At 53.5% G+C, this 13,066-nt stretch carries 11 protein-coding genes and 1 tRNA gene; 9 read left to right on the top strand and 3 right to left on the bottom strand.

Translation table 11 applies throughout. From position 1 onward, the window contains the following. Positions 1 to 7: 7 nt before the first annotated feature. The 5 genes from fusA (at position 8) to uvrC (ending at position 7,450) form a co-directional block, all read left to right on the top strand. Positions 8 to 2,083 carry an elongation factor G gene (gene fusA, locus IGQ15_RS02790; protein ID WP_297048453.1) on the top strand — a complete coding sequence of 692 codons (2,076 nt, stop codon included), beginning with the start codon at positions 8 to 10 and terminating at the stop codon, positions 2,081 to 2,083. A gap of 17 nt (positions 2,084 to 2,100) precedes the next feature. Further along, on the top strand, positions 2,101 to 3,330 hold the full coding sequence (tuf, locus tag IGQ15_RS02785; protein ID WP_297048451.1) for an elongation factor Tu: 1,230 nt from the start codon (positions 2,101 to 2,103) through the stop codon (positions 3,328 to 3,330). 99 nt (positions 3,331 to 3,429) lie between these two features. Continuing rightward, positions 3,430 to 3,744 carry a 30S ribosomal protein S10 gene (gene rpsJ, locus IGQ15_RS02780; protein WP_297048449.1) on the top strand — a complete coding sequence of 105 codons (315 nt, stop codon included), beginning with the start codon at positions 3,430 to 3,432 and terminating at the stop codon, positions 3,742 to 3,744. Between the two features lie 30 nt (positions 3,745 to 3,774). After that, entirely contained in the window at positions 3,775 to 5,550 is a 1,776-nt protein-coding gene (locus tag IGQ15_RS02775; protein ID WP_297048447.1) for a PDZ domain-containing protein, read from the top strand. A 13-nt stretch (positions 5,551 to 5,563) separates the two neighbouring features. Beyond that, the gene (gene uvrC / locus IGQ15_RS02770; RefSeq protein WP_297048445.1) at positions 5,564 to 7,450 is read left to right on the top strand and encodes an excinuclease ABC subunit UvrC; all 1,887 of its coding nucleotides are present in this window, start codon (positions 5,564 to 5,566) and stop codon (positions 7,448 to 7,450) included. Between the two features lie 52 nt (positions 7,451 to 7,502). Here the strand turns inward: uvrC and IGQ15_RS02765 are convergent. From IGQ15_RS02765 to IGQ15_RS02755, 3 genes are all read right to left on the bottom strand, one after another. Next, positions 7,503 to 7,574, bottom strand: a tRNA-Gly gene (locus tag IGQ15_RS02765). Positions 7,575 to 7,627: 53 nt separating this feature from the next. Continuing rightward, entirely contained in the window at positions 7,628 to 7,960 is a 333-nt protein-coding gene (locus IGQ15_RS02760) for a hypothetical protein (protein ID WP_297048443.1), read from the bottom strand. A 40-nt stretch (positions 7,961 to 8,000) separates the two neighbouring features. Then, positions 8,001 to 9,104, bottom strand: coding sequence for a sodium-dependent bicarbonate transport family permease (locus IGQ15_RS02755; RefSeq protein WP_297048441.1), 1,104 nt, complete (start codon positions 9,102 to 9,104; stop codon positions 8,001 to 8,003). 593 nt (positions 9,105 to 9,697) lie between these two features. On the opposite strand from IGQ15_RS02755, the gene IGQ15_RS02750 reads away from it, so the two are divergent. The 4 genes from IGQ15_RS02750 to sds all read left to right on the top strand — a co-directional run bounded on the left by IGQ15_RS02750 (position 9,698) and on the right by sds (position 13,060). Next, on the top strand, positions 9,698 to 10,687 hold the full coding sequence (locus IGQ15_RS02750) for a succinate dehydrogenase/fumarate reductase iron-sulfur subunit (RefSeq protein WP_297048439.1): 990 nt from the start codon (positions 9,698 to 9,700) through the stop codon (positions 10,685 to 10,687). Between the two features lie 71 nt (positions 10,688 to 10,758). Continuing rightward, positions 10,759 to 10,917: a chlorophyll a/b-binding protein gene (locus tag IGQ15_RS02745; RefSeq protein WP_297048438.1), complete on the top strand. Its 159-nt coding sequence runs from the start codon at positions 10,759 to 10,761 to the stop codon at positions 10,915 to 10,917. Between the two features lie 3 nt (positions 10,918 to 10,920). Beyond that, the gene (locus IGQ15_RS02740) at positions 10,921 to 11,994 is read left to right on the top strand and encodes an ATP-binding cassette domain-containing protein (protein WP_297048436.1); all 1,074 of its coding nucleotides are present in this window, start codon (positions 10,921 to 10,923) and stop codon (positions 11,992 to 11,994) included. Positions 11,995 to 12,088: 94 nt separating this feature from the next. Next, positions 12,089 to 13,060 carry a solanesyl diphosphate synthase gene (gene sds / locus IGQ15_RS02735; RefSeq protein WP_297048434.1) on the top strand — a complete coding sequence of 324 codons (972 nt, stop codon included), beginning with the start codon at positions 12,089 to 12,091 and terminating at the stop codon, positions 13,058 to 13,060. Positions 13,061 to 13,066: the final 6 nt, after the last annotated feature.

Genomic DNA, 13,066 nt, shown 5'->3' with positions numbered 1-13,066 from the left:
GGTAGCTGTGGCACGGACGACCCCGCTAGAGCGAGTGCGAAATATCGGGATTGCCGCTCACATTGATGCGGGTAAAACAACCACAACTGAACGTATTCTCTTCTATTCCGGTGTGGTGCACAAAATTGGCGAAGTGCACGAGGGTACCACGGTTACCGACTGGATGGAACAGGAGCGGGAGCGGGGCATCACCATTACAGCCGCCGCCATTAGCACCTCTTGGAAAGACCACCAGATCAACATTATTGACACCCCCGGCCACGTGGACTTCACGATTGAAGTGGAGCGCTCCATGCGAGTTCTCGATGGGGTGATTGCGGTATTCTGCTCCGTCGGTGGTGTGCAACCCCAGTCAGAAACCGTGTGGCGGCAGGCTGATCGCTACAGCGTCCCACGCATCGTCTTTGTCAACAAAATGGATCGCACTGGGGCAAACTTCTACAAAGTCTATGACCAGATTCGCGATCGCCTGCGGGCAAATGCTGTGCCGATTCAGTTACCCATTGGTGCTGAAGATCAGTTCAAAGGCATCGTTGATCTGGTGCGGATGCGCGCCAAAATCTACAAAGACGACCTGGGCAAGGAAATCGAAGATACTGAAATTCCTGCCGAGATGAGTGAACTGGCGGAAGAGTATCGTACCAAGCTCATCGAGGCGGTTGCTGAAACCGATGATGCCCTCATGGAAAAATACTTTGAGGGGGAAGAACTCACAGAAGAGGAAATCCGTGCCGCCCTACGTAAAGGGACGATCGCTGGCACCATTGTGCCGATGCTTTGCGGCTCCGCCTTCAAAAACAAAGGCGTGCAATTGCTCCTTGATGCTGTGGTGGACTATCTACCAGCTCCCATTGACATTCCTGCCATTAAAGGTCATCTTCCGGATGGCACAGAGGTAGAGCGGGCTGCCGATGACGATCAACCACTGGCAGCACTGGCCTTCAAAATCATGTCCGATCCCTATGGCCGCCTGACCTTCGTGCGCGTTTATTCCGGTGTTCTCAAAAAAGGCAGCTATGTACTCAATGCCACCAAGGGCAAGAAGGAGCGCATTTCTCGTCTGATTGTGCTCAAAGCCGATGAGCGGATTGAGGTGGATGAGCTGCGGGCCGGCGATTTAGGAGCTGCCTTAGGTCTGAAGGAAACCTTCACGGGGGATACCCTCTGCGATGAAAGCTCGCCCGTGATCCTTGAATCCCTGTACATTCCCGAGCCAGTGATTTCCGTGGCTGTGGAACCCAAAACCAAGCAGGACATGGAAAAACTCTCCAAAGCCCTGCAAGCCCTTTCTGAGGAAGACCCCACGTTCCGCGTCAGCGTTGATCCCGAAACCAACCAAACTGTGATTGCGGGGATGGGGGAACTGCACCTCGAGATCCTTGTGGATCGGATGCAGCGGGAGTTCAAAGTGGAAGCCAATGTTGGCCAACCCCAAGTGGCCTACCGCGAAACGATTCGCAAACCTGTCCGTGCCGAAGGCAAGTTTATCCGTCAAAGTGGCGGTAAAGGCCAGTATGGTCACGTTGTGATTGAAGTAGAGCCCGCCGAACCCGGTACGGGGTTTGAATTTGTCTCCAAAATTGTCGGTGGTGTCGTACCCAAAGAGTACATTCCACCCGCTGAGCAGGGGATGAAGGAAGCCTGTGAATCGGGGATTTTGGCAGGGTACCCAGTGATTGACCTCAAGGTCACATTAGTGGACGGCTCCTACCACGAGGTTGACTCCTCAGAGATGGCCTTCAAAATTGCTGGCTCCATGGCCATTAAAGAGGCAGTGATGAAAGCCAATCCGGTGCTGCTAGAGCCAATGATGAAAGTCGAGGTCGAGGTTCCAGAAGAATTCCTTGGGACAGTGATGGGAGACTTAATTTCCCGTCGCGGTCAAATTGAGGGACAAACCGTGGAAAATGGCATTGCCAAAGTGACGGCAAAAGTTCCTCTCGAACGGATGTTTGGTTATGCCACTGACATTCGCTCGAATACCCAAGGTCGGGGAATTTTCTCGATGGAATTTAGCCATTACGAGGAAGTCCCCCGGAATGTGGCTGAGGCGATCATTGCCAAAAATAAAGGGAACGCATAGTCTATACGAGGAACAACATGGCACGCGCTAAATTTGAACGAACCAAACCCCACGTTAACATTGGTACGATTGGTCACGTTGACCACGGTAAAACCACACTGACTTCAGCCATCACCATGACACTGGCTGCCCAAGGGAAAGCTCAAGCTCGCAAATACGATGAAATTGATGCTGCCCCTGAGGAAAAAGCCCGTGGGATTACCATCAACACGGCTCACGTGGAGTATGAGACCGAGAAACGTCACTATGCCCACGTAGATTGCCCCGGCCACGCTGACTATGTGAAAAACATGATCACCGGTGCCGCTCAAATGGACGGTGCCATTCTGGTGGTGGCCGCTACCGATGGTGCCATGCCCCAAACCAAAGAGCACATTCTCTTGGCTCGTCAGGTGGGGGTGCCCAGCATTGTTGTCTTCCTGAACAAAGTGGATATGGTGGATGACGAGGAACTGCTGGAGCTGGTGGAACTGGAACTGCGGGAACTCCTCAGTGGATATGAATTCCCCGGTGACGAAGTGCCCATCATCCGTGGTTCGGGTCTGAAAGCCCTTGAAGCCATGACCGCCAACCCGAAGACCCAACGGGGTGAAAATGAGTGGGTAGATAAAATCTACGAGCTAATGGATGCCGTGGATAACTACATTCCCACCCCTGAGCGGGATGTGGACAAGCCCTTCCTGATGGCTGTAGAAGACGTGTTCTCCATCACCGGTCGTGGTACGGTGGCCACGGGTCGGATTGAGCGGGGTCGCATTAAACTCAACGAAACCGTTGAACTTGTGGGTCTGCGGGAAACTCGCACAACGACGGTTACCGGTATTGAAATGTTTAAGAAGAGCCTCGAAGAGGGGATTGCCGGTGACAATGCTGGTCTACTCCTGCGGGGTCTGAAAAAAGAGGATGTGGAACGGGGAATGGTGATTGCCAAACCCGGCTCCATTACGCCTCACATCCAATTTGAGGGTGAAGTGTACGTGCTCACTGAAAAAGAGGGTGGCCGTAAAACCCCTTTCTTTGCGGGTTACCGTCCGCAGTTCTATGTGCGTACCACCGATGTGACGGGTACGATTACTTCCTTCACCGCTGATGATGGTAGCCCTGCTGAAATGGTGATGCCGGGTGACCGTATCAAAATGACTGTGGAATTGATCCAGCCCATTGCTATTGAGCAGGGGATGCGCTTTGCCATCCGTGAAGGCGGCCGGACGATTGGTGCGGGCGTTGTCTCCAAAATCCTGAAGTAGTTGATCTGATGGCCGCTAGCCTTTTGTCGTGTTGGCGGCCTTTTTTTGTCTAAATTTTGTCGGATTGTCTCTGAACCTTGACAAGTAAGGAAGATTGCTATGGCTGTTTTACAACAGAAAATTCGTATTCGCCTTAAGGCCTTTGATCATCGCTTGCTCGATACTTCCTGCGATCGCATTGTCGATACCGCGAAAAGAACCGGCGCTTCCCCTGTGGGTCCCATTCCCCTACCCACTCGCCGTCGAATTTACTGCGTCCTGCGATCGCCCCACGTGGACAAGGACTCGCGGGAGCATTTTGAAACCCGTACCCACCGTCGCATCCTCGACATTTACCAACCTTCACCGAAAACGATTGATGCTCTGATGAAGTTGGACTTGCCGGCGGGCGTAGATATTGAAGTGAAATTGTAAGCGTCGCCAAAGTTCACTACACTGAGGGGTATGACGCATACGATCATTCATCCTTCCCCCTCTGAGTCTTCGCTTCAGTCCCCTGCCATGGCCTATCGGATTAACTGCCAGCAGGGGCATACGCATCTTTTATGGGTAACGCTGCGGCTAACGGCACCGCCAACCGATGTTCTTGATCTGCACTTACCGGTGTGGACGCCCGGCTCCTACCTCGTGCGCGAATATGCGCGGCATCTTCAGGACTTTACGGTCACGGCCGCCGATGGCACCCCCCTTGAGTGGTGGAAGTGTGCTAAGAACCAGTGGCAAGTGGCCTGCACGCCCGGTCTAGAACTGGAAGTGCGCTATGCCATCTATGCCCATGAACTTTCGGTACGCACCAACCACTTTGATGGTAGCCATGCCTATTTCAATCCCGCAGCGGTATGCCTCTATGTGCCAGAGTATCGCGACCAGCCTCTCACAGTAACTATTGAAGCGCCCCCCGATTGGCGGGTGACCACTCCCCTTGAACCCTTGGGTGAGGATGGCTGTACCTTTTGGGCGGCAAATTACGATCTGCTGGTGGATAGCCCCTTTGAGGTGGGCACCCATGCGGTTTACACTTTTGAAGTAGCGGGGAAACCCCATGAATTGGCAGTGTGGGGCAAGGGGAATTTTAATCCCAAGCGGGCGATCGCTGATATGCAGCGAATTATTGCCACCGAGGCAAGTCTCTTTGGCGGCCTGCCCTACGATCGCTATGTCTTTATTGTGCACCTTACCCACAAGGGCTACGGCGGTTTGGAGCATCTGAATAGTTGCTCGTTGATCTTCCATCGCTTTGGCTTTCAGCAGCCGGAGCAGTATCGCCGCTTTCTCTGTTTAGTGGCCCATGAGTTTTTCCATCTCTGGAATGTCAAGCGGATTCGTCCCCAAGCTTTCGAGGTCTTTGACTACGACAGTGAGAATTACACCACCAGCCTTTGGTTTGCCGAGGGGGTGACTAGTTATTTCGATCAACTGATTCCCCTATGGGCAGGATGCTTTGATGCAGAGGCCTATCTCAAACTACTGAGCGAAAGCCTCAATCGCTACCTACATACCCCCGGTCGTTGGGTGCAATCCCTGAGTGCCGCTAGTTTTGATGCTTGGATTAAGCTCTATCGCCCTGACGAAAATAGCATTAATTCCCAGATGTCCTACTACCTCAAGGGGGAGTTGGTGGCACTGCTGCTGGATTTGCGGATTCGCCTTAATTTTAATCACCAGCGATCGCTCCTCGATGTCCTGCGGCGGTTGTGGCAGCAGTCTTGTGAGACGGGTCAGGGCTATACCCCCGATGAGCTGTGGGAAACGATTGAAACCGTTGCCGATGAAAACCTTGGCACATGGCGCGAGCAATTCATTGAAGGAACGGTGGAACTGCCTCTCCAAGAATGGCTGGCCAAAATCGGTTTGGAACTCGTGCCTCAAGACGCGCTGCCCTATACGGGACTTGAGTTCAAGCAGGAACATGGTTCTCTTCAAATCAAGGCAGTGCTGCGGGACTCCCCTGCTGAACAGGCAGGCTTGGTGGCTGGGGATGAAATCATTGCCCTCAATGGTTGGCGCGTCAAGGCAGAGGACTGGTCAGAGCGATTGCGGGAATACCCAGTGGGAGAGACGATTCACCTGACATGGTTCCATGATCAGCAAGTGCACACTGGGGCGTTGATTTTAGGACAACCGCAACCCCACTATCGGTTGCAGTGTCGAGCTGATGCCACACCGCGCCAGCGGGCACATTTGGAAGCCTGGTTGGGAGCCACAGCGGCGCAGCTTTAGGGGAGGTGGCAGAATGCTGCAGCCCTTGATTCAGGATCGCGATCGCTTGGAACAGGTTCTGCGCCAACTGCCCTTGGCACCGGGGGTCTATTTCCTCAAGGACAAGACCGATCAAATTCTCTACATTGGCAAGTCCAAACGCCTGCGATCGCGGGTGCGCTCCTATTTTCGTGAGCCAGCCCAACTGGGGCCGCGCCTTGAATTAATGGTCTATCAGGTGGCGGACATTGAATTCATCGTCACCGATACGGAAGCCGAGGCCCTCGCCCTCGAAGCCAATCTAATCAAGCAGCATCAGCCCCACTTCAACGTTCTTCTCAAGGATGACAAGAAATATCCCTACGTCTGTATTACGTGGTCAGAACCCTACCCTCGTATTTTCATTACCCGCAAACGCCAATTGGGTAATATCGGCGATACTCGCAGTGATTCCCCCAAGGATCGCTACTATGGCCCCTATGTGGATAGCTTTCGCCTGCGCCAAACCCTTGCCCTTGTGAAGCGGCTTTTTCCGCTGCGGCAACGTCCCCGCCCCCTCTTCAAGGATCGCCCTTGCCTCAACTACGATATGGGTCGTTGTCCGGGGGTCTGCCAAGCCCTGATTTCACCGCAGGAATATCGGCAAACGCTCCATAGGGTGGCGATGATCTTTCAGGGGCGCACGGGGGAACTGGTAGCGCAGTTGCAGGCACAAATGGCGCAAGCGGCGGCGGATCTCAATTTTGAACTGGCGGCACGACTGCGGGATCAAATTCGCGGCCTTGAGCATTTAGGGGTGGATCAAAAGGTGTCCTTGCCGGATGATACAGTGTCACGGGATGCCATTGCCCTTGCCCTCGGCGATCGCCATGCAGCCATTCAACTCTTTCAAATTCGCGCTGGTCGCTTAGTGGGACGTTTGGCCTTTGTCGCCGATGCCCAAAGTGGCAGTGTGGGCACGATTTTACAACGGGTGCTTGAAGAACACTATGCCCAAGTGGACGATGTAGAAATTCCCAGTGAAATTTTGCTGCAACATCCCCTACCCGAGGCAGCTCTGCTGCGCACATACCTGAGCGAAAAGAAAGGTCGCGCCGTTACCCTCACCGTCCCCCAGCGGCAGGCAAAGGCCGAACTGATTGCCATGGTGCAGCGAAATGCCGAACTGGAACTCGCACGTATTCAACAGGCCAGCGATCGCACCCAAACGGCTCTTGAAGATTTAGCCCAACTCCTTGGCCTTGACACCCTTCCCCACCGCATTGAAGGCTACGACATTTCTCACATTCAAGGGTCTGACGCGGTGGCCTCACGAGTTGTCTTTATTGATGGCTTACCCGCCAAGCAGCACTATCGCCACTACAACATCCACAACCCCGAGGTTAAACTTGGCCACTCCGACGACTTTGCCAGTCTTGCCGAGATTCTCCGCCGCCGCTTTGCACCCTACCTTGAGGGCAAGGGTGACCCCCTAGAGGCTGATGATTGGCCCGATGTGATCCTCATCGATGGCGGCAAGGGGCAACTGTCCGCCGTGGTTCAGGTCTTGGAGCCACTCCTGGGCGATCTCACCCTTCTCAGCTTAGCCAAACAGCGGGAGGAGATTTTCCTACCCCACCACCGCCAGCCTCTCCTGACCGATCCAGAGCAACCGGGGGTGCAATTGCTACGCCGCGTCCGCGATGAGGCTCACCGCTTTGCCCTGAACTTCCACCGTCAAAAACGTGCCCAACGCCAACGGCGATCGCACCTCGACCAAATTCCCGGCTTGGGCTATCAACGCCAAAAGGAACTCCTTGCCACCTTTCGCTCCATCGACTACATTCGCATGGCTACGCCCGAACAGTTAGCGCAGGTGCATGGGGTTGGCCCCCGCCTAGCGGAAAAAATTTACCGCTATTTTCATGCTGATACCGATTAGGACCGATCTAGGCGTTTTTCGAAAAAGGCGGGCGATCGCTCACTCCTTCAAAAGCGGGTAACGCGATTCGAACGCGCGACATCAACCTTGGCAAGGTTGCGCTCTACCACTGAGCTATACCCGCGACAGAACTCTAGTTTAGAAAATCAGGGAGTGCACTGTCAAGCCCCAGAAATTTCAGCAGCCCCCTGGGCCACAAAAACTGTGGGCGTACAGCACTTCGGCATCGTAGATATAAGCAATGCCCGCATAATCGTTGAAAAACTCAACTGCAACCCGATCCACAATTTTTTCCGCCATTTCCCGTGTTTGGGTGAGTACCTCAAACTTGATGTTGGCTTGGGTATCGGAAACGCTGGGTTGACCAGAGGAGCGCACATTGCGACTCCCTTTGCCGCCGGTTTCCATCACAGTGTAGCCCGTTGCCCCCGCCTCATCAATGATTTGGGCAATTTTTTTCAAGAGAATCTTCTCGGTCACAATCACGAGCTTCTTGGCTGGCTTGGCCATTCTAAGTACCTCCTTGAGTGAAATTGGCGCGTTTGGGTCACTAGCTGCCGCCCATGATTGCTTGGGCAAGGCCAAGGTAAAGCGGAATTCCGAGACCAATGGCAATGGGAGTCCCGATCGCGGTGGAAGCACCAATATAGGCGGAAGGGTTGGCGGAGGGAATACCTGCCCGCAGTGTTGGCGGCCCAGAAATATCGGAACTAGAGCAGGCAATTACGGCTAGAATCACCACACCCCCAAGGCTAAAGCCAGTAACATAGTGGGCAATCATTCCCAAACCAAAGGCAATCAGGCCATGCACCAGCGGTGCCACGACGGCATAAACCACATACCACTGAGCCACTTTGCGCAATTCACCCAAGCGTGACCAAGCCTCCATCCCCATGACGAGCATCAACACCGAGAGTAAACCACGAAACAGAGGGTTGTAAAAACTCTCATAGACACCGTCGGGACGGGTAAAGATGCCTAAGGCAACACCCAGCAGCAGTGCGGAAAGAGCTGCCCCTTGCAGACTTTCTTTGACAATCGGCCAGATTCTGACTCGTTTGCTGTGTTGACTGCGGTACTCACTCGTGCTACCAGCATAACCTGTGGCACTCCCTGAACCTGCATAGGCACCAACGGCACTGAGGGAAGCTGGCGCCTTTTTCTCCTGTTTTTTCTTGAGGTAAATGCTGGCCACGACAATGGCTGTCACCAGAGCAGGAATATCCATGAAGGGATACAGTGCGGCTGCCCAAGGTTCATAGCTAATTTTCTGCGTCTCCAGAGCCGTCAGTGCCGCTGCCATAGTCGAACCACTCACAGCCCCAAATAAGCCTGCGGTGGCGATCGCGTCAACGGTTCTGACCTTCGGAAGCTTTGCTAAGGTATAACGGCCAATAAATACAATGAGAATTCCCATCGCCACAGCAAAGAGTGCCGGCAAGAGCATCTCCTGTAGGTTGGAACTGCGAATCGCAATACCACCGCTGAGGCCCACTTTCATTAGCAACATAAAAGTAATGAACTTATAGATGGCATCGGGAATCTGAAGTTGACTGCCCAGAGCCGCAATGACCATGCCCCCCAGCAAGAAACCAAGGGTGGGCGACTGTAATTGCTTGACAAAATCCTGCAAAAACTGACCGAGAAAATCCACAGTACTACTCCTCCTTAATTATCAGGGGCTATCCATGGGGCTGTAGACGTTGAAGTTGATAGAAGACTATTGGGCAATCGCCGGCGTTGCATCCGTCGGTCAACAGCACAAATATAGTCTTTTATCTATGCAAGCTTTTTGATTTGCTTGCCTTAGTCTATAGCAAATTCTTCAGCAAAACACACATTTAATAAACATTACTTTCAAATAGATTAGATAAGCCCAGCTTATAAAATGACCTTGGGGCGATCGCCCCGCTGTCAATGGCTTCTTGGCGCGTACATGATAATCAGCGCTCCGGCACCGAGCAGATCAAACTTATTGGGGTGTATCCCCAACCACCAGCAGGAAAATGCGACTATAGGCAGCCTGAACACGACCGAAATGCGGTCGGTACCATGCCATACATAAATAAGGACGATCGCCCCCGCTAAGACATACCAAATGCTGTTATGCCCCCGTAGTCAGACAAGATAGCCTCCCCCAAGCCCTAGGAGGGCTGTGATGAGGAAGTAAAGTAGGGATGTTGCAACTTTCATCATCGCCGCAGTGCTTGCTATACACTGGAAACTACATTGGGCTGACGCCAGCATATGACAATTCAGTTGACGATTCGCCGCCAAGCACCCAACAAGAGCGCCTATTGGCAAACCTTTGAACTAGAGATTGATCCTTCCCTGACGATCCTTGATGCCCTCATTCAAATCAAGGGATACCAAGACGGTAGTCTTAGCTTTCGCAAAAATTGTCGAAACACCATTTGCGGCAGTTGCGCGATGACGATCAATGGTCGTTCTGCGCTTGCCTGTCAGCAAAGTATTCGCACCGAGTTAGCCAATAGTCCTGTGCCCAACCAAATTGCGATCGCCCCCTTGGGGAATTTGCCTGTCCTCAAAGACCTTGTCGTGGACATGAGTGATTTTTGGCAAAAACTTTCAGCTGTCAATCCTTATGTGAGTACAGCGGCACGGCAAGTGCCGGAGCGGGAGTTTCTCCAATCCCCCAGCGATCGCGCCAAACTCAATGCTTCGGGTAACTGTATTCTCTGTGGTGCCTGCTACGGTGCCTGCAATGCCGTGGACGTGAATCCCAACTTTGTCGGTCCTCATGCCCTTGCCAAAGCGGCTCGCCTTGTGGCCGATAGCCGCGATAGCGAAACTGACCAACGCCTAGCCCAATACAACACTGCCACCAGTGGCGTGTGGGGCTGTACCCGTTGTTTTAATTGCAATACGGTGTGTCCTGTGGGCGTGCAACCCCTCGATCGCATTAGTGAGATCAAGCAGGCGATCCTAGCACGCTCAACAACAGCAACCCGCAATCAAGACCGTCCTTTGCGCCATCGGCAAGTGCTCTTGGAACTAGTGAAAGAAGGTGGCTGGGTGGATGAGCGGCAATTTGGCCTACGGGTGGTGGGCAATCGCTTTCGAGACGTTGGCGGGGTTGTGAGCCTGGCTCCCTTAGGCTGGCGGTTATTGCGGCGCGGCAAGTTTCCCCTGCGATTTGAAAAGTCTGCCGGTCAAGCCCAAATTAAGGCAGTGATTACAGCCCTACAGCAGAAACAGCCCTCTTCTAAAATATGAGATACAAAAAGGGCATGAAATGCTAAAGGTCCTATGCCAAGCTAAAGAAGTTGTTTTGCATTCCTAACGCCATGGGTGAACCGACGTCCGATGATTTGACCCCTCAATTTGGTTGGTCCCGCTATGCGGAGCTGATCAACGGCCGCTTTGCCATGATTGGCTTTATTGCCCTGCTGGTGCTCGAGTGGGTGACTGGCCAAGATTTCTTTACGTGGGTGGGCTGGCGATAGGTTGTGACGGCAGCACTGCGCCTAGAGGGCGTCACACGACGATTTGCACCGGGAGTGGGGATTGGCCCCCTGTCTTTGACGGTACCCGCAGGGGAGCTTTGGGTAATTGTCGGGCCTTCTGGTTGTGGTAAATCCACCCTATTGCGGCTCATTGCTGGCTTGGAGCAACCCACCAGTGGTGAGATTTATATTGGGGAGACCTGTGTCAATGGCCGCAGTGGGCGCGATCGCGATGTGGCAATGGTCTTTCAGAACTATGCCCTTTATCCCCACATGACCGTGGCCGAAAACCTTGGCTTTGGTCTGAAAATGCGCGGTGTTGATCCGGCCACACGACAGCAACGGATTCTTCAAGTGGCTAAGCTACTGGGGATTGAGTCCCTACTGCAGCGCAAACCGCGTCAACTCTCCGGTGGTCAGCAGCAGCGGGTGGCCTTGGGAAGGGCCTTGGTGCGATCGCCCCAAGTGTTTCTCCTTGATGAACCCCTCTCCAACCTTGATGCCCAATTGCGGGAGCAAACCCGTGCTGAACTGAAACAATTGCATCAACAACTGGGCATTACTACCCTCTATGTCACCCACGATCAGGTGGAGGCCATGACCCTTGGCGATCGCATTGTGGTGCTGGATCGTGGTCAAATTCAGCAAATTGGCAGTCCTGCTGATCTCTATAACAAACCCGCCAATACCATAGTGGCGCGATTTTTGGGCACCCCACCGATGAATTTACTGCCCGCTCGCTGGGATGGTAGCCGCCTGTGGATAGCGCAGCAGCCCTTGCCCTGTTCGGACACCCCCCATTGGCCGTTGGAAAGTGAACAGCCCCTCACCGTGGGCATTCGCCCAGAACATTTGTATATCAGTGAGCAGGGCTTGGGGGCGATCGCCACCCTCGTTGAACCCCTAGGCCGCGAAGCCATTGTCCGCTGTCGCCTGATGAATAGCTCCCAAGAACTGCTGTGGCTAGCCCCGAGTCAGCAAATCCCTCAAATGGGTGACCCTCTCCAGTTGCAGGCTCGCCATCTTTATCTGTTTGATCCCATGACCGGAGTGGCTCTCAATTCTCAGCCTTCCTGAAAATTCATCGGAACCCTTACCCAAGACTGGAGGGTTCGCTTAGAATACAACTAGGATTCTGTAAAATTTCGTAACTTATGCGGCCAGCCCGTCCATGACTTCGGTAACCTCTCTTTTTTCACCTGTCGAAGCAGATCTCTGTGTGCTGACAGAGAACCTGAAGGCACTGATTGGAGCACAACACACCGTACTCTCTGCTGCCGCCGAACATCTTTTTGCTGCCAGTGGTAAGCGCATTCGACCCGCCATTGTTTTTTTAGTGTCGCGAGCCACGCTGCCCGATCAGGGGATTACTCCCCGGCACTGCCGCCTAGCAGAAATTACGGAAATGATTCACACCGCCAGTCTCTTTCACGATGATGTGGTGGATCAAGCGCAACTGCGGCGCGGTGTGCCCACCGTCAACAGTGTCTTTGGCAATCGGGTGGCCATTCAAGCGGGAGACTTTCTGTTTGCCCAAGCCTCTTGGTACTTAGCAGATTTAGATAACCTGCAAGTGGTGAAACTCCTCTCACAAGTGATCAAAGACTTTGCTGAAGGGGAAATTCGCCAAGGCTTTAACCGCTTTGACACCAGCATTACCCTAGAGGACTATCTACTGAAAACCTACTACAAGACAGCTTCCCTCATTGCCAACAGTGCCAAGGCGGCAGCGGTTCTCAGTGAAGCGCCCCCAGAAACCATCGAAGCCATGTACACCTACGGCAAAAACTTGGGCTTGGCCTTTCAAATCGTGGATGACATCCTCGACTTCACTCGCTCCACCGCAGAACTAGGGAAACCCGCTGGCTCAGATTTGCGGGATGGCAACCTAACGGCCCCCGTCCTTTTTGCCCTACCCAAAGCCCCCTATCTGCACACCCTCATCGAGCGCGAGTTCAGTGAAGAAGGGGATCTAGAAACCGCCCTCAACCTAGTGCGCCAAAGTGGTGCCATCGAAGATGCTCGCAATTTAGCCAAGGAATATGCCCAGGCGGCTCTACCGGCCCTTGAAGTGCTGCCACCGTCAGAACCGCGTCAGGCCCTCAGCCAGTTGACAGAGTATGTCCTTGAGCGGCTCTACTAAGCTGCC

Source organism: Thermosynechococcus sp. M98_K2018_005 (genome assembly GCF_015295825.1).
In the GTDB taxonomy this organism is placed as follows: Bacteria; Cyanobacteriota; Cyanobacteriia; order Thermosynechococcales; family Thermosynechococcaceae; genus Thermosynechococcus.
Note: the sequence above shows the minus strand (reverse complement) of the source record. Positions and strands in the feature narration are given on the sequence as shown.